The sequence below is a fragment of the Aeromonas sp. 1HA1 genome, from assembly GCF_029237385.1.
Lineage (GTDB): Bacteria > Pseudomonadota > Gammaproteobacteria > Enterobacterales > Aeromonadaceae > Aeromonas > Aeromonas popoffii.
Genome location: NZ_JAACGC010000018.1, coordinates 1 through 19,610, shown reverse-complemented (window position 1 = coordinate 19,610; position 19,610 = coordinate 1). Strand labels below are relative to the sequence as shown.

Genomic DNA, 19,610 nt, shown 5'->3' with positions numbered 1-19,610 from the left:
ATATTGCGGTATGAGTTATCGCCATCAGCACGGCCTGCCGCAATAAAAACGCCCCCGAACTCCGGGGGCGTTTTGCTATCTCAACCGTTATTTGAACACGCGGAAACGGCTGGTGTCGTCGATAAAGGTCTTGTCACCGGCCGGTTGCTTGATGCTGCCAAAGGGCATCTGGGCGCGCAACAGCCAGCTGGCGGGCAGGTTCCACTCCTTGCGCACTGCTTCGTCGATCAGCGGGTTGTAGTGCTGCAGGGAGGCGCCGATCTTCTCCTGAGCCAGGGTCGTCCAGACCGCAAACTGGGCAATGCCGGTGGCATGTTCGGACCAGATGGGGAAGTTGTCGGCATACAGCGCGAATTTCTGTTGCAGATCTTTGATGACGTCGGTGTCTTCGAAGAAGAGCACGGTACCGAAGCCGGCCCGGAAGCTGCCATCCACCTTGGCTTCACTTTGCGCATAGGCCTCCGGCGGTACTATCTTCTTCAGCTCCGCCTTGACGATGTCCCACAGCGTGTGGTGCTGGGCGCCAAACAGAATGACGGCACGGGAGCTCTGGGAGTTGAAAGAGGAGGGGCTGTGCTTGATGGCATCCTGGATGAGGACCGTCAGCTGCTCCGGTGTGTGAGAGACCTGGTCGCCCAGGGCATAGATGGTACGACGTGCTTTGATCTGTTCGATAAACGGACTGCTCATAACATCTCCTTGGTTTGACAGATAATCGCATTCGGCGGCCAGAGAGAAGGCCATCCGGCTCCGATTGTGCAAGCTATAGACTATAACACCGCCTTCCCGCTTAACCGTCAACGCACAGTGGTCACTGTTTTTACTTTTTGTGGATATACATATGCGCAGCCTGAATGAGAGCGCTCACATTGTTATCTTTTTTGTCAACTAGCCCTCGTTCAGCGTATTTAAATCAATGAGTAATCCGGTATTTTCACCATCAGATACGGTCACACCGGCTGTTCGCCCTCTTTCTGTTCGAGCGGGCGACGACTGCCGCTATCAGCGCAAGTGGCTGGGGCGGGATCGCTGGCATCCCTCTTCGTCACCGGAGAGTGGCGGTGAGTCTGGCTCCCCTTCGCTGACAATATCTGTCTTATCCCGGCGTGAGCGTAGCGGGCTGCGACAGTTCGGGCCGGGGGGGGATACCGCTCACCTTGTGCTGAACAGCATTTTTTTATCTTTATTTTCATATGATTAGTCTTTCATCTTGAACACCTTTTCCTGGCTCGGATGCTTTTGTATGAGGTGTCAGGCCGCGGGGGCCACTGGCGGAGTGAGCGGCGATTTGTATAGTGCAGGGGAAATTAATCAGGTTTGACAGGAGTACCCCATGGAGATGAAAAAGCACGGCATGAGCGCCCTGGCCCTGTTGGGCTCCCTGTTGCTGGTGAGCGGCGCAGTGCAGGCCTCGGAAACCCTCAACACCATACTCGGCGGCGGTGCCGGTGGCGTGGCGGGCACCATGATCGGCAAGGAGCTGGGAGGCGATACCGGCGCCCTGGTGGGAGCGGCCGTCGGTGGCGCGGCCGGTGGCGCCGCCACTGCCAACAAGGGCAACAAGAATGAAGCGGCCCTGGGGGGCGCAGTCGGTGCGCTGGGCGGGGCAGCCATCGGCAAGAGCGTGGGAGGCAGCACGGGCCAGCTGATCGGTGCTGGCATCGGCGGTGCCAGTGGGTCGGCCATAGGTGCCAAGACGGGAGACGGTCACAAGAGCAACAACGACCGCTACTACGACGATAGGCACAGGCATCACAAGAAACACAAGAAGCACAAGAAACACAGATGGCACCACGATGACTGATGTCAGCCGTGCTGGTTGGCGCACCATAGTGATGAGTCATAAGCAAAAGGGGCCAACCGGCCCCTTTTCGCATGCTGTGGTTCAGACCAGCCGGTGCTGGCGCCGTCCCTCGGCGAAGGCGTTGATGTTGTCGATCAGCTGATCCGCGAGACGCTGCATCGACTCCTCGCTGGCCCAGGCCACGTGTGGGGTCAGGATAAAGTTGGGGTATTGCAGGGCCTGCATCAGCGGGTGATCGGGGGGAGGCGGCTCGACGCTCGCCACGTCGAAGCCGGCACCACCGAGCCGGCCGTTGGCCAGCGCCCGCAGCAAGGCCTCTTCATCCACCAGACCGCCCCGGCCCACGTTGATCAGCAGGGCGCCCGGTTTCATCAGCGCCAGCTCCCGCTCGCCAATCAGGTGACGGGTGTAGGGGGTGAGCGGGCAGTGCAGGCTGATCACATCCGAGCTTTGCAGCAGCGCGTCCAGTGGCAGCCGATCTTCATCGTGACTGGCACCCACCTGACTCTGGGCGTAGCGCACCTCCATGCCGATCCCCTTGGCCCGCTCGCCGAGCGCCTGGCCCAGGGTGCCCTTGCCGATGATGCCGAGCCGCTTGCCGTGCAGATCCATGATGGGGTGATCGAAGAAGCAGAACTGGCCGCTCTGCTGCCAGCGCCCCTCCTGCAGAGATTGGCGCCAGGCGAACACATTGCGCGACAGGGCCAGCATCAGCGCCATGGCGTGCTCCGGCACCGAGGGGCCCGAATAGTTGCGGATGTTGCACACCCCGACGCCAGCGGCGCGGCATGCCTCCAGATCCACGTTGTCGCTGCCGGTGGCGGCCAGGGCGATGAGTTTCAGATCCGGCAATTGGGCCAGTTCGGCGGCACCGATGCGCACCTTGTTGATGATGGCGATGCTGGCGCATCGGAGCCGCTCCACCACCTGTTCGGGAGCCGTGCTCGCATGGCTTTGCCAGTGGTGGGGGAAGCCGGGATGGTGCAGGGTGACACCCGCATCCAGGGTATCGCTATCGAGAAAAACTATCTGCTGCATGACGCCTCCTGCCATTGGAGCCGTCATGATGCCAAACATGGGCGTCCGGGAGCCAGCCCGAACGGGCTCAGCGACGATCTGATCGCGACGGATGTGAGGCAGGCAGCATTTTGGCGCGGCGGCAGGGCTCAGAGCCAACCGAGGTGGGTGAGCCATCCCTGAATGCGGGTTGACGTCTCATCCAGATCCATCAGGGCGTAGGGACGGTAGTTGAGCTTGTGGCTGCGGCGGCTCTCGCTCTGGCGGGCCTCGGCGGCCAGCAGGGGCCAGCGGCCGCCCTCTTCCTGATAGAGGTCCAGGGTCGGCATGGTGGCCTGGGCTATCTGCTTGGCCAGGGTCTGATTGCTCTGCTGATTGGGGAAGAAGCCGTCCAGTAGCACCAGGGCATCGGGGGCGGGCAGTTGCTCGCTGGCGATGAGGTTGACGGCCCAGGCGGCGCTGGTGCCCTGCGCCAGTATCAGCTTGAAGCCCCCCTCCTGCAGCTTGGCGTCCCCCAGCATGCTGATGCGGGTGGCAAACTGCTTGCGAAAGTCATCAATGGCCTGCTGTTTCTTCTCGGCAGCGGGATCCAGCTCAATCTGTTGGGGGGAGGGGAGCAGCAGCAGGGTATCGAAGCCAAGCTGGCCGAGGGCGCGGGTCAGCTGCCACAGCTGGCCGCTGCGCTGCCAGTCCGGCAGCAGGATCGCCAGCCCGACATAGCTGTCGCTGTCGTGCTTGGCAAACAGCACCGTCTGCTTGTCTATCTGGATGCTGTTGGGTAGCCCCTGCCAGTCGCTATTTTGCCAGTAGTCGAGGGGCTGTGGCTTGGCGATGGGGGGCGCGACGTCGCTGGCCTGCGAAGCGTGACTTGCCAGCAGGGTCAGTAACAGCAGTGATAAGGATAATCTGGCCATAGTGCGCTCCCCGGTTAACTGAGTTAGCGGCACTGGGCCGGTTTTCTGAAGCGCGTGTATGGCATCAATAAAAAAGCGAGCCATTGGCTCGCTTTTTTGCATTCAACTCAAGGGGTCGATCAGGAGATGCGACGCTTGAATTCGCCGGTGCGGCTGTCGATTTCGATCTTGTCACCGATCTCTACGAAGGCGGCAACAGCCAGCTCGTAGGCAGTGCCCTTCAGGCGGGCAGGCTTGGTCACTTTACCGGAGGTGTCGCCACGGGCGGCCGGCTCGGTGTACTCAACTTCGCGCACTATGGTGGTCGGCAGTTCTACGGAGATGGCTTTCTCGTTGTAGAAAGTCACTTCGCAGATGTCTTCCATGCCGTCTACCAGGTAGTTCAGCACGTCACCCAGGTTGTCTTTCTCGACGTCGTACTGGTTGTACTCGGTGTCCATGAAGACATACAGAGGGTCGGAGAAGTAAGAGTAGGTGCACTCTTTACGCTCCAGCTGAACCACGTCCAGCTTGTCGTCGGCCTTGAATACGGTCTCGGTCGCGCTACCGTTGAGCAGACCCTTCAGTTTCATCTTGACCACGGCGGAGTTACGGCCGGATTTGTTGAACTCAGCCTTCTGGACCACCATCGGCTCGGTGCCGATCATGACTACGTTACCAGCGCGGATTTCCTGTGCGGTTTTCATGTAAAAAATTCCTGTTCGTGAAACGGACGGATAAAAACTGCCAGATTATATACGGCTTTCTAAAAATTTCACCAATCGCGTGACGAGATCCCCGTCCGTGAGTAGCTTCTGTGACCAGCTTCGCCCATGTTGCTGCCAACTGGCGTTATATCGGGGCCATTGGGCCCAAAGTTCGCAGGTCTGCTCCCCCTGATTGAGGGCGTGGCTGAAGGCGCGCAGCCACTGGGCTGCGTCCGGGGGCAAGTCTGCCAGGTAGTGATCGAGAAAACCGTCCAGCTTGACCATGTGGGCCTGCTCTTCCTGCGGGTAGATGTGCCACAGGAAGGGACGGCTGGCCCATTGGGCCCGCACGAAGGAGTCCTCGCCGCGCACCAGATTGAGATCGCAGCTCCACAGCAGCCGGTCGTAGCCAGCCTGATCGGTCATGGGCAGCAGCTTGATGGTGAGGTTGCCCGAGTGGAGCAGGTCACCCGCCTTGGCGGTGGCGATAGCTTGTTCAAGGCCAGCGCCGCGCAGCACATCCTGTAGCGAGCGACCGAGCGGCAGCAGCAGGGTGACAGGGGTTGGGCTTTGGCACCAGCTTGCAACCAGGCTCACCAGCGCGTCGCTCTCGTAGGTAAAGAGGCTGACCCGCAGCTCGTTCTCTTGTTGCGCTGGCAAACCGAGGCTGGCCCAGTAAGCGGCAAGGCCCGCCTTATCCTGTTGCCACTGATCGCGTTCGGCGATGAGCCCACGCTCGCAGAGCAGACCGCCGGTTTTAGCCGTGAAGCCCGGGAAGAAAAAGTATTTGTTGAGGCTCAGGTTGCCGACCCGCTGGGGCGAGGCGAGGCCGTGGCAATCCTCGACCCAGGATTCGGCCGAGAGGTACTCCAGATTGACCCAGCAGGGGGATGGTGTGAGCCCGGCCATGCGATCGATAAAGGGGGCGGGCAGTTTGCAGGCGAACGCTTCTATGACCACCGTTGCTGGCGTCACATCCGCCGGCAGGGTGTCGTGCCAGAGCTGGATATAGATGCCGGCTACCCACTGGCCATCCTGCGCGGGATCGAGTCCCGGGCAGATGCGGGCGAAGCTGGCCAGATCGTCCACCCAGAGCCGCACCTTACCATGCCCCTCCTGCTCCAGCTGGCGGGCGAGCCGCCAGGTGACGCCTATGTCACCGAAGTTATCCACGACGCAGCAGAAGATATCCCAGTCGAATGGCGGCAGATTGCGTGGCGAAGAGGTCGTCATGTCAGGGATCCGATGGAAATGAGAGATACAAAAAAACCGGTGTGCAGGGTAGCACACCGGTGGATTGGCTTCTAAGGGGGCATTGACCTTCTCCCTGCTCCCCCTGGCAGAGGGGCCGTCGCCTTCTGCTTGCCTCAGCTTTTTGCGCTCGTGGCTAGCAGGGGCCGGTTTACTCCTTGCCGTAGACGTTGTTCTCTTGCTTGCGCCCCCGGATGAAGGTGGTGTGTGCTGAGTTCAGCGCCTTTCTCGGGACAGGTTCATTCCTTGCCGTAGACGTTGTTCTCTTGCTCGCGCACCCGGATGAAGGTGGTGTGTGCTGAGTTCGGCTCATTTCTCGGGGTCAGCTCATTCCTTGCCGTAGACGTTGTTCTCTTGTTCACGCACCCGGATGAAGGTGGTGCGTTTGGTCAGCTCTTTGAGTTGGCTGGCGCCGACGTAGGTGCAGGTGGATCGCACGCCACCCAGGATGTCGCGCACCGTGTTCTCGACCGGGCCGCGATAGGGCAGCAGCACGGTTTTGCCCTCGGATGCGCGATAGTCGGCGACGCCGCCGGCGTGCTTGTCCATGGCACTCGATGAGCTCATGCCGTAGAACTTCATAAAAGGGGCGCCATCCACGTCAACCACTTCGCCACCGCACTCCTCGTGGGCTGCCAGCATGCCGCCCAGCATCACGAAGTCGGCGCCGCCGCCAAACGCCTTGGCCACGTCCCCCGGGCAGGTACAGCCGCCGTCACCGACGATCTGGCCACCGAGGCCGTGGGCCGCATCGGCGCACTCTATGATGGCAGAGAGCTGGGGGTAGCCGACACCTGTCTTGACCCTGGTGGTGCAGACCGAGCCCGGGCCTATGCCGACCTTGACGATGTCGGCGCCGGAGAGGATCAGCTCTTCCACCATCTCGCCGGTGACCACGTTGCCGGCCAGGATGACGTGGTTCGGGCAGGCTTCACGTATTTTGCGCAGGAACTCGACGAAATGCTGGGAGTAGCCGTTGGCCACGTCCACGCAGATGAAGCGCAGGGCTGCTGACATGGCCAGGATCTGGCGGGTCTTGATGAAGTCCTCTTCGGAGGTGCCGGTCGATACCATAACATGGCCGAGCAGGGTCGGGTCTGTCTCGCTCACGAACGTTTGCCACTGCGCAAGGCTGTAGTGCTTGTGTACCGCCGTCATCATCTCGAAACCGGCCAGGGTTCTGGCCATGGCGAAGCTGCCGACGGTATCCATGTTGGCGGCGATGACGGGGACGCCCTGCCATTGAGTCTGGGTGTGCTTGAAGGTGAACTGACGGGTCAGGCTAACTTGGGAACGGCTCTTGAGAGTAGAGCGCTTGGGGCGAAACAGAACATCCTTGAAACCGAGCTTCAAGTCTTCTTCGATACGCATGACGAATTCCTTATTGAGCCTTGTTGAAAGTCACTTTTGCAGTGGTCAATTTTCGGCAGGCGCAAAAAAACCGGTGGTTTTCAGGGCCTCCGGTTTACAACAGTGTAGGCACAAATCCCGCCAGAACAAGACTGATAATTCGCGCATCATTGTGTTAGCCTTTGGCGTCACAACCTGAGTGCGGCGCTGGGTGTCATCCAACGCCGTTTTTCGGCTTGAACCTCCCTGCGAACATAGCCCTCAATCACGTCTTTTTACCCACCCATGTGGCGCCTCCGACCCCGGCAGAACAAGCCCGCCAGCCGCCGGGTTTCGCCAGTTGACAGCCGCCGTTTGCATCCTCATTCTTGGCCTCTCGGGCCAGCCTGGGCCCTGTCTGGACGAGGAACTGACATGTTTGGATCGCGAATGATGCCGCTGTTGCTGCTGGCCTGCCTCTCCCTGCCGGGGGCGGCCCGTGCCGCCTCTGCTCCCGCCGTGTATGGCTGGATCGAGAAGGGGCTCCTCATGCCAAGCGGCGTGGCGGTGAAGATGAAGCTGGATACCGGGGCACTCACCTCCTCGATGGATGCACGGGATCTGCACCACTTCAAGCGCGATGGCAAACCCTGGGTGCGCTTTACCTTGCAGCTGACGGATGCCAACACCGCCCAGCAGGTGCGCCAGACCCTGGAGCGGCCGGTGGAGCACATGGTGACGGTGCGCGGCGCTGGCGGCATGGAGCAGAGACCCACTGTCACCATGGCTATCTGCCTGGGTGACAAGGTGTATGAGGAGTGGTTCACCCTGCGGGATCGCAGCAAGATGATCTATCCGGTGCTGCTTGGTCGCCGTCTGCTGGCGGATCTGGGGGCCGTGGATTCGCGCCGTACCTTCACGGTGCAGCCCGGCTGCCGCTGAGTGGTGTCGCACCGATGCGCTGCAAACAACAGAAACGGGGGCTCAGGCCCCCGTGTGCTATGTGCACCGACTCGGTTTTATGAGGAAGGCCGCGGCGGAACAGGCAGCAGCACGCTCACCTCCAGCCCTCCCTCTGGCCGGTTGTGGATATCCAGATCCGCGCCGTGCAGCTGGGCGATGCGCGAAACGATGGCCATGCCGAGGCCGACGCCGTCTCCCTGCTGGGGATTGACCCGAAAGAAGCGTTCGCACAGGCGTGGCAGGGCGGCGGTGGGGATACCGGGGCCGGTGTCGCGGATATCGACCCTGACCCGTTTACCTTCGTGCCGCACCTCGACCGCAATCTCACCCCGGGCTGGGGTGTAGCGCAGCGCATTGTCGATAAGGTTGCTGAACATCAGATCCAGCAGGGTGGCCTGGCCCATCACGGTCAGCTGCTCCGCCCCCTCCAGCGACAGCTGCTGATCCTTTTTCAGGGCGATGGGGGCCAGGGTCGCCAGCGTGCCTTGCAGCAGTTGGTTCAGGTTGAGCTCGGTCAGCGCCACCCCCTGCTGGCTGTCGATGCGGGCCTGAGTCAGCAGCTGGCGCAGCAGGCGATCGCTGCGATCGAGCGCCAGCAGCATCTTTTGCAATGCTTGCTCGCGGCTGGCGTTATCTTCGGCGGCCAGCGCATTTTCACTGTGTATGCGCAGCACCGCCAGCGGGGTGCGCAGCTCGTGGGCCGCCTCGTTAGTGAACTGTTTCTCCCGCTCTATGGTGTCGGCCAGAGCGTGCATCAGGCGGTTGATCTCGTTGGTGAGCGGGGTCAGCTCCTGGGCGCGGATCTTCAGGTTGAGCGGGCTCAGATTGGCGGGGTGGCGTTCGCCTATGGCCTGGGCCAGCAGCCGCAGCGGCGCCAGACCACGGGAGATGAGCCACCACAGCAGGCCGAGCAGGAAGGGCAAGGTGATCAGCAGCGGCAACATGGCCAGGGTGGCCATCTTGCTGGCCAGTTCGCTGCGCTCGTCGTCCCGCTCTGCCACCACCAGCCAGGTATGTTCGTCCTGGTTGTAGAGGGTGAAGGTGCGCCACGGATGCTGGTCTTTTTCGACCGTGTTGAAACCGGGTGCCAGTTCGACCAGCGGCTGGCTTGGGGCGCTGGGGGAGCGCAGCAGTATGCTGCCCTGCTCGTTCAGCAGTTGGAAGTAGAGGTTGCGTTCGAACTCGTGGCCGAAGGGGGTCAGCTCCCTGTCTTCGCCGCGCAGATTGAGGCTGGTGTCCTTCTGCCACTGATCCGGGTTGTGCTGCTCCCAATCTTCGTAGACGGTGCCGTTGGCGGGCAGATCGCCATTTTGCTCCAGATAGCGGCTGAGCAACTGGTTGGTGATGCGGGCAGATTGGGCGAGGCGGGCATCGAACAGCTCCTCCATCTCATGGCTGGCCTCGAGATAGCCGATAAGGGCGCTGATAGCCAGGCTGGCACTGACCAGCGCCAGTATGCCTGAGAGCAGAAAATGGCGGATGGAGCGGGGACGATTCATGCCCGGTTGTCTCTGTGCTGTGGCAGTTCAAGCTGCGGAATGATGTAGCCGACCCCGCGAATATTGCGAATGAGGTCGCTGTAGAACTTCTTGCGCAGGTGGTGGATATGGACCTCCACCGCGTTGCTTTCGGCGCCTTCGTCCCAGCCGTAGAGGCTCTGTTGCAGCTGATCCTTGCTCAGCACCCGGCCGCTCTGGGTGATGAGCTCCTGCAGCAGCTTGTATTCATGAGGGGTCAGTTTGACCGGTTCGCCCCGATAGGTGACCTGCTGTGACTCGGGATTGAGCAGCAGTTCGCCATATTCCAGTATTGCCTGAGCCTGCCCCTTGCTGCGCCGCACCAGAGCGCGCAGACGGGCGTTGAGCTCCTGCAGGGCGAAGGGTTTGACCATGTAGTCATCGGAGCCAGCATCCAGCCCCAGTACCCTGTCGTCCAGGGCATCGCGGGCGGTGAGGATCAGCACGGGCAGTGTCTGGCCTTCCCGTCGCAACTTGCGCAGCAGGCTGATGCCGTCGATATCCGGCAGGTTGAGATCCAGAATGAGGGCCGTAAACTCTTCGCTCTTGAGTACCTGCAGGGCGGGCAGCCCCTGCTGCAACCAGTCCACCGTATAGCCACTACTGCGCAGGGCATCCACCATGCCATCGCCCAGCATCACATCATCTTCGACCAACAGGATCCGCATAGTCACTCCCCCTTAAACGACGCTGCCCACCAGTATGCAAGCGGGCGGGCAGAGTTTAAATAGCTGTTTGATCCAGCTTGATTTTATAGCCTGGCAAGGCGGTCCCGGATCTCGATGCGACGCCCCTGATCAGCCACCTCGCGGCCGGGGCGGTCCGGCGCCGCCAGTGCCTTGTCCAGATAGGTTTTGGCTTCGTCCTTGCGGCCCTGATCGAGCAGGAAGTCGCCGTAGAAGAAATTGGGATCTATGCCGGTCGGGTTGATGGCCAGCGCCTGCTTGAGCAGCTGTTCGGCCTTCTCGTTATCGCCAAATCCCACCGGCCAACCCGGCACCTGATAGTAGAGCGAACCCAGGCTGGTGTAGGCGGAGCCTTCCAGCATCTTGGGATCCTGCTTGAGGGCTATCTCCAGCTTGGCCTTGGCCTCCTTGACCAGACCCAGCGCCCCCAGCCCGCCCTTGGCGCCGGCCCAGCTGCTCTTGACGATGGCCGACCAGATCAACAGGTCGGTACGAAAGGCTTCCTTGGCGCTGGCCTCATCGGCCAGGCTGCTCAATTGCTCCAGGCAGCTCTCCTTGGCCTTGCCGGTCTGCTGATACTGGCAGACGGCCCACTGTTGCTGGATGACGTGCAGGGCGTCGGCGGCCTGAGCCAGGCCAGAGCCCAGCGCGAGGAGCAGGATAGCGCTATGACCCAAACGGGGGCGGAGAGTGGCGTGCTTCATGTTAACGTTCCTTCTCTGTCATGACGGCGGTGGGGTTGCCTTTGCCCGCAGCGGGTGGGGGCGGCGAGTGGCGAGCGTAGCGCTCTATGATGGGTTTTTGCTTGGCCAGCGCCCGGTCAACGAGGCCGGGTAGCAGGGCGTTGAGTCGCACGAACAGCTTCTCCGGCCAGCCGAGCCAACTGCGGCGAGTCTCGTTGCACAGGGCGATGACGGCGGCTTCGGCCACGTCCTGCGGGCTGTCAGTCTGGGTGCCAAGCTCGGCGTTCATCTCGTAGGCCGCCTCCGAATTGAGGCGGGTACGGGTGGCGCGGGGGGCGAAGTGCAGCACCTTGATGCCGGTGCCTTCCAGCTCGCGGCCCAACGCCTCGCTAAAGCCGCGCAGGGCGAACTTGCTGGCGCAGTAGACGCTGTAACCCGCATAGCCGATGGCGCCGAAGCTGGAGCCTATGTTCATCACCACGGCGGGTTTGCGCAGCCGGGGCAGCAGGGCGCGGGTCAGCTGGATCGGCGCCTCGATATTAAGCAGCAGCTGGCGTTCTACCTGCTCCACACTCTGATCTTCCAGCCAGGCAAACTGGTTGCAGCCAGCGTTGTTGATCAGCACGTCCAGCCCCTCCTCCAGCGCGGGATGTTGCAACAGCCGGGCCCGCTCCTGAGGAGATCCCAGATCGGCGATCACTATCTGATGGCGCTCCGGGTACGGCAGCTCCTTGCAGAGGCGCTCCAGCACGCTGGCTCTGCGTCCATGCAGCAGCAGGTGCGCCCCCTGGGCCGCCAGCGCTTGGGCCAGCGCTTCGCCGATCCCGCCGCTCGCGCCCGTGAGCAACACCTTTTTTCCTTCAAGCTTCATGATGCTTGTGTTTCCGTGAGTTGATAGAGCATGTCGGCGTAGAGGCGGTAAACCACCTTGGCCGAGTGAATGATGGCGGCTTGATCCGCCGGGTTTTCGACCCGATCCATCAGGGATTCGAAGAACTTGAGGTGCTCCTGATCCAGTGCGCCGTGGGAGCTCAGGTAGCTCATCGCCTGAGGGGGCAGACCTAGGCCCTTTTTCAGCTGGTCTGCCACGGTGAGGGCGATGGCGACGCTGGTGCCTTCCAGCACCTGCACCATGCCAAAGAAGCCCATGGGGTTGCCTCGCTGTATCTGGTCATAGAGAAAGGCCACCATCAGCTCGATGGGCAGCCCGGGCTGGCCGTGCCGCACCGCCTCGGCATCGCCACCACAGGCGCGGATATCGTTTAAGATCCATTCTTGGTGGCCATACTCCTCATCGATATATTCGGCAATGGCGCCGCGTACCCACTCATACTCCTGACCTAGCTTGCCGCCGGTGGCCATCAACAGCGGCACAGTGTGGCGCACGTGATAGAAGGCCTGGGAGAGGAAGCGCAGATAGGTGTCACGGGAGATCTCGCCCTTGCGACACGCCTCTATGATGGGGGCCTTGAACAGATGCTCCCGATCCGGGGCTGTGGCTTGTTGCAGCAGGTGATAGAAGCTCATGAGGTTTCTCCTGTAAGGCATTGGCTGATTTGCCGGGAAAAGTGGTGATAGATCCGCTCGCGGCGGGGGCGACCGTTGGCGGTCAGCAGGTCGGGATGCTGATCCAGTGCCACCGGTAGCCAGTGATGGATACGGGCGTAATCGGGCAGGCGGTGGTTGAGCTGCGCTATCTGTTGGGCCAGTTGGGCGTCGGCACCGGGCAGCGGCTGGATAAGGGCCACGTTGGCGGGCTGGCCGTCGCCGAAGATCACGATGCGGGCGATGGCCGGGCAGAGCTGGGCTTCCGCCTCGATCCACTCGGGGGAGAAGTTGCGACCGAAGGCGGTGATCTGCACGTTCTTCTTGCGTCCCGTGATGTGCAGATAGCCCTCATCATCCAGGTGGCCCAGATCGCCGGTGGCAATCAGCTGGGGGACGGCAAGCTGGAGCCGTTGTGGCTCCTCAGCCCCCAGATAGCCGAGCATAGCGGCTCCTTCCACCAGAATTTCACCGTCGGCGGCGATCGATACCCGGCAGTGGGGCAGCGGTTGGCCGACGCTGCCAAGGCTGTGTCCATCCGGGCCATTGAGTGCCACGACTGAGCCGCATTCCGAGAGGCCATAACCTTCATAGACCGGCAGCCCCAGCTTGCGAGCGCGACTGATGGGCTCGGGCGAGACCTTGCCCCCGCCCACGGCGACGAAACGCAGCGCCGCCAGCTGTTTGGCCAGTGCCGGATTGGCGTTGCACAGGGCCAGCAGCAGGCGCAGCAATTCGGGCACCAGCACCAGACTGTGGGTGGGCCAGCGCAGCAGGGCCTGGGCCAGGGTGGCGGGATCCAGTTTGCTGGAGCCGGAAAAGCCCAGCTCCCCCAGCGAGGGAATATGGCTGTTGGCGCCGGTGAGCAGTGGCACGTAGAGGCCGGTCAGGTTCTCCAACAGGGTGGTCAGTGGCAGCAGAGTCAGGTGCTTTTCGACCCCGGCCGGGGCGACACGCTGCGCCAGCGATTCGCAGACCGCCATCATATGTGCAAGGGAGAGGCAGACCCCCTTGGGTTGCCCCGTGCTGCCGGAGGTGTAGGTGATCTTGGCCGTGCCAGCAGGTAGGGGAGTTATGTGGGGCGGCTCTTTGCGCCACAGTGGCAGCTCACCGATCGAGAGGTGCAGCGGTTCGCTTGCTTGCCAGCCCGGGTGATGGGGGCCGATCAGGGCGTCGGCCCCGCTGCTCTCCAGCAGCCACTCCTGTTGCTCCGGGCTGAAAAAGTGGGGGACCGGGATCACCACTATGCCAGCCTTGGCACAGGCCAAATCGATCAGTGCCCAGGGCAGGCCGTTGTCCAGTTGCAGCGCCAGCCGGGCAATACCAGCCTGTTGCAGGCGTTCGGCCAGGGCGGAGATCTGCAACCACAACTGTGCGTAGCTGATGCGATGCTCGCTGCCGCTCAGGGCCGGGCTGTGGGGCGCATGGAGGGTGAAGTGGGCTATCTGGTCAAACAGCATCATAAGGCGCTCCGGTGCGGGCAGTTGAACAGGAATGGCATGGGCGCCAGCAGGGAAAGCAGCAGGCTGCCCTGGGTCAGCGCCTGACGTCCCTGGCCGAGATCCCCGACCATCACCTTGGGCTGGCAGTGGTAATAGGCGCCCCAGGCGCTGGCATCGTCACCCACCTTGTCGGCTTGGGCGGGAGCCAGCTCGACCGGGGTGAGGTGCAGGCGATGGAAGCTGTTGCGCAGCTTGGCGGTGCCGGTGAACACAACGTAATCGAGGTCGTTGTCACACAGCAGGCGGCACAGCGCGGCAAACATCAGGCGGGCGTTGCCTGGTTCGCTGCAAGCCAGATTGCCCACCTCGACGATGCGATCCCGCCGGGCGCGTACCCCCAATCGGGTTTCGATGGAGGCCTCTATGGGGTGGTCCAGATACTGTTCCAGATAGAGATGCTCGGTGCTGGCCAACTTGAGGCCACAAGCACCCACCAGGATGCCATCTGCCCGATAGAGACCGAGCAGGCAGGGCAGAAAATGGGGAATGCGGGCGTCGAACTCGTGGCTGTAGGCCGCCTGTATGTAGGCCTGCAACGCCATGACCTGCTCTTGGGTATCGGCCAGCACCAAACGGTAGGGTGCTTGAATGTCTGTGGTCATGGATGGCTCCTTCTGGTCTGTTGCTGTCAGACTAAATGGGCAAACTTAAGAAACCCTTAAGAGGGGAAAATAAGTGTCGATTTGTACCGGTAGGTGGTGAAAAACGGGGTTGTCAGCCAAATGGCAGGGCGTGATCCCCGGGGACAAACCCCTTGTCAGCGGCGGTCAGGGCAGGCAAGCTGGCGCCCATTTCGAGCCCATCCCGGATTGGGCCAGCCACTCTCGTGAGGAAACCCCATGTGCCCGTCCCCTTGCCCGCTGTGCGGTGCAGTCGACTCCTATGTGCTGCCGGTGGCCGGCAAGCAGTACCATCGGTGCCAGGCCTGCGAGCTGGTCTGGCTGGATGCCAGCGGTCATCTGGCGCCAGCGGCGGAGAAGGCGGTTTATGACGGTCACGATAATCAGGTGGATGATCCCCGTTATCGCGCTTTTTTGATGCGGGCCTTTGGCGAGGTGTTGAGTCGGGTGCCGCTGCCTGCCAGCGGTCTCGATTTCGGTTGCGGCCCGGGGCCGGCGCTGGTGGCCATGGGCACAGAGGCGGGCTACGAGATGGCGGGTTACGACAAGTTCTATGCCGACTTCCCTGAGTTGCTGACGCGGCAGTATGACTTCATCACCAGCACCGAGGTGATCGAACATATCGCCGAGCCGCGCGCCGTGCTGGACGGGCTCTGGGACTGCCTCAAGCCAGGCGGCATCCTGGTGTTGCAGACCCAGCGGGTACTCAGCGACGAGCGTTTCAGGCGCTGGCGCTACCGCCACGACCCGACCCACATTGTCTTCTTTGCCGAGGCCTCGTTTCGCGCCCTGGCGGCCCGCTGGCAGGCCGACGTTCTCTTTCCCCATGCCGATGTGGCCGTCATCACCAAACCCTGAGCGGGGCGTTTTCATTTACCGCCGAGTTGGGCATGCTGATGACCTGACCGCAGGACGTTGCTTCCCCGTTTATCATCGCACTGGCGCGGCGAGCGCGGCACCCTGAAACCAAGGAGTGGTTTTTCATGTCGATGCCCCATCTCTCGCTGATGGACGCCCGTCATCTGCAACTGGCGGCCCAGTGGCTGCTGACCCCGCGCCTGCAATACGGCGCCATTCCCCCCCCTGCTGGCCCTGTGGCGCGATCTCGACGGCACCTGATGGATGTGATCGATACTGCCCATCGGAACTAAGCGGCAAAGGGTTGTCAAGGAGGACAAGATGAACCGAGCCATGCGGCTGTTGATAGGATTGGGGGCGTCGTTGCGACTGTTTGCCAAGTGACATCGAGCTGCTGATGAGCGAGAGCGGTCTGCTCACCCTCACCCAGCCCAGTCGCAGGGGCTGGCCATGTGTCTATGCGCTGGCGATCAGTCTCAATCAGGTATTCATCGACTTTCAGGGCAGTGATGACAGCGACGAGGTGATGCGCAGATTCTTGCCGCCGATGAAGTGAACGTCATAAAAAAACCGGGCACTTGGCCCGGTTGGTCATTCAGTCAGGATGCGCTTACTGGAATACCAGCACCATCAGCAGACCGACGGTAATGGCAGACACCAGGAAAGCGAAGCCATAGAACACATAGTGGTGCAGCTTGGTGGTGTGGATCCCGAGATCGTGCAGGCCGTGGTAGATACGGTGCATGCCGTGCCAGATGGGCAGGGCTATGATCACCAGCAGGATGCAGGCACCCCACCAGGAGCTGGCGAACTCGAGTACACGTTCGTAGCTCATGGTCTCCACGTCCATGATGCCCATGGGCACCAGCAGACCTGTGATGAGGACAATCACCGGCAGCAGCATGGCAACCACCATGCCACCGGCACCAAACAGACCCCAGTAAATGGGTTCGTCAGAACGTCTCATTATTTTCTCCTCAAGCCACGATGATCAGGATCAGCAGGGATACCACTGCCAGCGCCACATACTGGGCGATAACGATAGGCTTCTCCGGCACCAGGTCTTCACCACGGAAGATGCGCATGGCCTTGGGCGCCAGGGCGAACCAGGTCTTGGCGTGGAACAGGCAGGCTGCCAGTGCGATCACGTGGAACAGGATGGCCACCGGGCTTTGCAGGGATTCCAGCCAGCCGATAAATGCTTCCTGACCCTGGACCAGACGCAGCAGACCCCACATCAGCACGACGGCATAGATGGAGACGAAGATACTGGTGCCTTCGCGGATCATGTAACCGGTGTAGAAGGCATTCTTCAGCCACCAGTCTTTCTTCATTTCGCGGACGTAAGGCTTACGTTTGCTATTGGTGTTGTTCATGGTCTCATTCCTGATCTCAATCTGGCTTGAACATGGCGATCATGTAGTCCTTGGCGCTCTCGACCTTGCCAAGCTGGATGGCTGCGGCCGGATCCACACCTTTCGGGCAGACATCGGAGCAATAACCCACGAAGGTACAACCCCAGACGCCTTCATCCTGGCTGATGATCTTCATCCGCTCTTTGGACGCGCTGTCGCGGTTGTCGGCGTTGTAGCGATAGGCCAACGCCAGTGCCGCCGGACCGGTGAACTTCTTGTTGATGCCATATTGCGGGCAGGCGGCGTAGCACAGACCACAGTTGATGCACTGGGAGAACTGGTGATACTGGGCCATTTCAGCAGGGGTCTGCTTATATTCGCCATCACACAGGCTGCGCGGTTCGCTCGGGATGATGTAGGGCTTGATGCTCTCCAGCTTCTCGATGAAATCGGACATGTCGACCACCAGATCGCGCTCGATCGGGAAGTTGTTGAGCGGCTCTATGGTCATCTTGCCTGGCAGATAGTCGCGCAGGAACGCTTTGCAACCCAGCTTGGGTACACCGTTGACCATCATGCCGCAGGAGCCGCAGATCGCCATCCGGCAGGACCAGCGGAAGCTCAGGGTAGAGTCCAGGTGATCCTTGATGTATTGCAGGGCATCCAGCAGAGACATCTCTCTGAGGTACGGTACCTGGAAGGTTTGCATCCAGGGTTCATTGTCCTGCTCTGGGCGGTAGCGCAGGATTTCAATTTCAATCATCTCAGCCATTCTTCTTAGCCTCGTCTTGTTTCTCACCCTCGGAACCGTACACGCGCTTGGCCGGTTGGGATTTAGTGATCTTCACATCGGAATAATCGATGGTCGGGGCGCCTTCCGGTGCGTAGAAGGAGAGAGAGTGCTTGAGGAAATTCACGTCATCGCGCTCCTCATAACCGTCCAGACGCTGGTGGGAACCACGAGACTCTTTACGGTTGATGGCGGAGTGAGCCATGGCTTCGGCCACGTCCAGCATGTAGCCCAGTTCGATGGCGTACAGCAGATCCGTGTTGAAGACAGAGGACTTGTCGTTGATCTTGACCTTCTTGTAACGGGCTTTCAGCTCGTTAATCTTGTCGATGGTGCCCTGCATCAGCTCTTCGGTACGGTAGATACCGACACCGGCTTCCATGGACAGGCCCAATTCGTTGCGGATATCCGCCGGATTTTCGGTACCGTCGATGTCCATCAGCGAGAGGTGCTGTTTGATCAGCGCTTCGGCTTTGGCGAGCAGTGCTTCGGTATTGCCGTGCTGCTGAGTCGCTGCGAACTCGGCAGCCTGTTCACCCGCCAGCTTGCCGAATACCACGATCTCGGACAGGGAGTTGGAACCCAGACGGTTGGCACCGTGCAGACCCACAGAAGCACACTCGCCTGCGGCGTAGAGGCCAGGCATGCGGGTTGCGCACTTGTTGTCAGTCTCGATACCACCCATGGTGTAGTGGGCAGTCGGACGTACCGGGATCGGCTCTTTGGCCGGATCCACACCCACGTAGGCTTTGGCCAGTTCGCAGATGAAAGGCAGACGCTCTTTCAGGTACTTCTCACCCAGGTGGCGCAGGTCAAGGTGAACCACATCGCCCATCGGGCCCTGGATCACGCGGCCTTTTTGCTGCTCTTGCCAGAATGCCTGAGAGAGACGGTCACGCGGACCCAGCTCCATGTGTTTGTTTTTTGACTGGCCAATCGGCGTTTCCGGGCCCAAGCCGTAGTCTTGCAGGTAACGGTAGCCATCTTTGTTCAGCAGAACACCACCCTCACCACGGCAACCTTCGGTCATCAGGATACCGGTACCAGGCAGGCCGGTCGGGTGATACTGGACGAACTCCATATCACGCAGCGGGACGCCGTGACGATAAGCCAGTGCCATGCCGTCACCGGTGACGATGCCACCGTTGGTGTTGTAGCGGTAAACACGACCCGCACCACCGGTAGCCATAATCACGGATTTGGCCTGGATGAAACGGGTAATGCCGTTCTGGATGTCAAAGGTCAGAACACCTTGTACACGGCCATCATCCACGATCAAATCGAGACAGAAATGCTCATCGAAGCGCTTGATGGTCGGGTATTTGATAGAGGTCTGGAACAGGGTATGCAGAATGTGGAAACCGGACTTGTCTGCTGCAAACCAGGTGCGGGGGATCTTCATTCCACCAAAAGGACGCACGTTGGCTTTGCCATCCGGCTTGCGGCTCCAGGGGCAACCCCAGTGCTCAAGTTGGACCATCTCTTTGGTGGCGTTGTTGACGAAGTAGTCGACCACGTCTTGCTCGCACAACCAGTCACCACCGGAAACGGTGTCATTGAAATGGTTTTCGAGTGAGTCGTCATCGCGTACTACGCCTGCCGCACCGCCTTCCGCAGCCACTGTGTGGCTACGCATCGGATAGACTTTGGAAATCAGGGCGATTTCGAGTTCCGGATGGGCTTCTGCAATGGCGATAGCGGCACGCAGGCCAGTACCACCGGCACCGATGATAGCAACATCGGTCTTGATAATATCCACATCTGCCTCCTTAAGGGATAGATTTGCTGGGCACGATTTTGCGCTATAAAAAAAATTCAGGCTTGATGCAAGTCAAACTGGTTTGTTTTAGTGCTTGGCAATGGTGACTTTTATCAAAATCACCCCATTCCCTGGATGAAAACGCCGTAATTATCGCCATCCTTCAGTTATCGGTATCAGCCGCTGTTATTGCTATGGTTATTTTGTAAGCGCCCCTGAATCAGCACCTGTTTTTACTGAGATCACCTCGGCACACTGAAACCCATCGTATCTACGTTGGGATTTCCGCTATGACCACTCAAGAACGCGTTGATTTTTGGCAGCGCCAGAT

The 19,610-nt window shown here is 60.7% G+C and carries 21 protein-coding genes and 1 pseudogene; 5 read left to right on the top strand and 17 right to left on the bottom strand.

Annotated features, from left to right (window positions below; all coding sequences use genetic code 11):
* Window positions 1–87 precede the first annotated feature (87 nt).
* Entirely contained in the window at window positions 88–690 is a 603-nt protein-coding gene (locus GWQ22_RS08115) for a nitroreductase family protein (protein ID WP_275929984.1), read from the bottom strand.
* 643 nt (window positions 691–1,333) lie between these two features.
* Between GWQ22_RS08115 and GWQ22_RS08110 the strand changes: the two genes are divergently transcribed.
* Window positions 1,334–1,804, top strand: a complete 471-nt coding sequence (locus GWQ22_RS08110; RefSeq protein WP_042034698.1) for a YMGG-like glycine zipper-containing protein — start codon at window positions 1,334–1,336, stop codon at window positions 1,802–1,804.
* Window positions 1,805–1,885: 81 nt separating this feature from the next.
* On the opposite strand, the gene GWQ22_RS08105 is transcribed toward GWQ22_RS08110, so the two are convergent.
* The 5 genes from GWQ22_RS08105 to GWQ22_RS08085 all read right to left on the bottom strand — a co-directional run bounded on the left by GWQ22_RS08105 (window position 1,886) and on the right by GWQ22_RS08085 (window position 7,043).
* Window positions 1,886–2,842, bottom strand: a complete 957-nt coding sequence (locus tag GWQ22_RS08105) for a D-2-hydroxyacid dehydrogenase (protein WP_042034697.1) — start codon at window positions 2,840–2,842, stop codon at window positions 1,886–1,888.
* Window positions 2,843–2,970: 128 nt separating this feature from the next.
* A complete protein-coding gene (locus tag GWQ22_RS08100; protein ID WP_275929983.1) occupies window positions 2,971–3,735 on the bottom strand; it encodes a DUF3530 family protein in 765 nt (254 codons plus the stop codon).
* Between the two features lie 119 nt (window positions 3,736–3,854).
* Window positions 3,855–4,421, bottom strand: coding sequence for an elongation factor P (gene efp, locus GWQ22_RS08095; protein ID WP_042034694.1), 567 nt, complete (start codon window positions 4,419–4,421; stop codon window positions 3,855–3,857).
* A 45-nt stretch (window positions 4,422–4,466) separates the two neighbouring features.
* Window positions 4,467–5,654: an elongation factor P maturation arginine rhamnosyltransferase EarP gene (earP, locus tag GWQ22_RS08090; RefSeq protein WP_275929982.1), complete on the bottom strand. Its 1,188-nt coding sequence runs from the start codon at window positions 5,652–5,654 to the stop codon at window positions 4,467–4,469.
* A gap of 345 nt (window positions 5,655–5,999) precedes the next feature.
* Window positions 6,000–7,043 carry a GMP reductase gene (locus tag GWQ22_RS08085; protein ID WP_275929981.1) on the bottom strand — a complete coding sequence of 348 codons (1,044 nt, stop codon included), beginning with the start codon at window positions 7,041–7,043 and terminating at the stop codon, window positions 6,000–6,002.
* A 393-nt stretch (window positions 7,044–7,436) separates the two neighbouring features.
* On the opposite strand from GWQ22_RS08085, the gene GWQ22_RS08080 reads away from it, so the two are divergent.
* The gene (locus GWQ22_RS08080; RefSeq protein WP_275929980.1) at window positions 7,437–7,943 is read left to right on the top strand and encodes an ATP-dependent zinc protease; all 507 of its coding nucleotides are present in this window, start codon (window positions 7,437–7,439) and stop codon (window positions 7,941–7,943) included.
* A 77-nt stretch (window positions 7,944–8,020) separates the two neighbouring features.
* Here GWQ22_RS08080 and GWQ22_RS08075 read toward each other — a convergent pair whose 3' ends face one another.
* The 7 genes from GWQ22_RS08075 to GWQ22_RS08045 all read right to left on the bottom strand — a co-directional run bounded on the left by GWQ22_RS08075 (window position 8,021) and on the right by GWQ22_RS08045 (window position 14,499).
* Complete coding sequence (locus GWQ22_RS08075) at window positions 8,021–9,463, bottom strand: ATP-binding protein (protein ID WP_275929979.1); 1,443 nt, start codon at window positions 9,461–9,463, stop codon at window positions 8,021–8,023.
* Entirely contained in the window at window positions 9,460–10,149 is a 690-nt protein-coding gene (locus tag GWQ22_RS08070; RefSeq protein ID WP_275929978.1) for a response regulator, read from the bottom strand. The genes GWQ22_RS08075 and GWQ22_RS08070 overlap by 4 nt, the downstream gene beginning before the upstream one ends.
* Before the next feature lie 83 nt (window positions 10,150–10,232).
* Window positions 10,233–10,871, bottom strand: coding sequence for a tetratricopeptide repeat protein (locus GWQ22_RS08065; RefSeq protein ID WP_275929977.1), 639 nt, complete (start codon window positions 10,869–10,871; stop codon window positions 10,233–10,235).
* 1 nt (window position 10,872) lies between these two features.
* Window positions 10,873–11,721, bottom strand: coding sequence for an SDR family oxidoreductase (locus GWQ22_RS08060; protein WP_042034685.1), 849 nt, complete (start codon window positions 11,719–11,721; stop codon window positions 10,873–10,875).
* Window positions 11,718–12,377: an iron-containing redox enzyme family protein gene (locus GWQ22_RS08055; protein ID WP_042034683.1), complete on the bottom strand. Its 660-nt coding sequence runs from the start codon at window positions 12,375–12,377 to the stop codon at window positions 11,718–11,720. Before GWQ22_RS08055 ends, GWQ22_RS08060 begins: the two co-directional genes overlap by 4 nt.
* Window positions 12,374–13,858 carry an AMP-dependent synthetase/ligase gene (locus GWQ22_RS08050; RefSeq protein ID WP_275929976.1) on the bottom strand — a complete coding sequence of 495 codons (1,485 nt, stop codon included), beginning with the start codon at window positions 13,856–13,858 and terminating at the stop codon, window positions 12,374–12,376. Before GWQ22_RS08050 ends, GWQ22_RS08055 begins: the two co-directional genes overlap by 4 nt.
* A complete protein-coding gene (locus GWQ22_RS08045; RefSeq protein ID WP_275929975.1) occupies window positions 13,855–14,499 on the bottom strand; it encodes a thermostable hemolysin in 645 nt (214 codons plus the stop codon). Before GWQ22_RS08045 ends, GWQ22_RS08050 begins: the two co-directional genes overlap by 4 nt.
* Before the next feature lie 237 nt (window positions 14,500–14,736).
* Between GWQ22_RS08045 and GWQ22_RS08040 the strand changes: the two genes are divergently transcribed.
* The 3 genes and pseudogenes from GWQ22_RS08040 to GWQ22_RS08030 form a co-directional block, all read left to right on the top strand.
* Window positions 14,737–15,375: a class I SAM-dependent methyltransferase gene (locus tag GWQ22_RS08040; protein WP_275929974.1), complete on the top strand. Its 639-nt coding sequence runs from the start codon at window positions 14,737–14,739 to the stop codon at window positions 15,373–15,375.
* 125 nt (window positions 15,376–15,500) lie between these two features.
* Complete coding sequence (locus tag GWQ22_RS08035; RefSeq protein WP_275930010.1) at window positions 15,501–15,668, top strand: hypothetical protein; 168 nt, start codon at window positions 15,501–15,503, stop codon at window positions 15,666–15,668.
* A gap of 62 nt (window positions 15,669–15,730) precedes the next feature.
* Window positions 15,731–15,931 (top strand): annotated as a pseudogene (locus tag GWQ22_RS08030) (hypothetical protein); the annotation flags it as partial.
* A gap of 54 nt (window positions 15,932–15,985) precedes the next feature.
* Here the strand turns inward: GWQ22_RS08030 and frdD are convergent.
* Genes frdD through frdA form a run of 4 tightly spaced genes read right to left on the bottom strand, consistent with a single transcriptional unit; the run spans window position 15,986 to window position 19,279 of the window.
* Window positions 15,986–16,342 (bottom strand): fumarate reductase subunit FrdD, encoded by a 357-nt coding sequence (gene frdD, locus GWQ22_RS08025; protein WP_042034677.1) that lies wholly within the window; start codon window positions 16,340–16,342, stop codon window positions 15,986–15,988.
* A gap of 10 nt (window positions 16,343–16,352) precedes the next feature.
* The gene (locus GWQ22_RS08020; protein ID WP_275929973.1) at window positions 16,353–16,751 is read right to left on the bottom strand and encodes a fumarate reductase subunit C; all 399 of its coding nucleotides are present in this window, start codon (window positions 16,749–16,751) and stop codon (window positions 16,353–16,355) included.
* Between the two features lie 16 nt (window positions 16,752–16,767).
* A complete protein-coding gene (locus tag GWQ22_RS08015; protein WP_108537042.1) occupies window positions 16,768–17,502 on the bottom strand; it encodes a succinate dehydrogenase/fumarate reductase iron-sulfur subunit in 735 nt (244 codons plus the stop codon).
* Window positions 17,495–19,279 carry a fumarate reductase (quinol) flavoprotein subunit gene (gene frdA, locus GWQ22_RS08010; RefSeq protein WP_042020383.1) on the bottom strand — a complete coding sequence of 595 codons (1,785 nt, stop codon included), beginning with the start codon at window positions 19,277–19,279 and terminating at the stop codon, window positions 17,495–17,497. The genes GWQ22_RS08015 and frdA overlap by 8 nt, the downstream gene beginning before the upstream one ends.
* Between the last annotated feature and the right edge of the window lie 331 nt (window positions 19,280–19,610).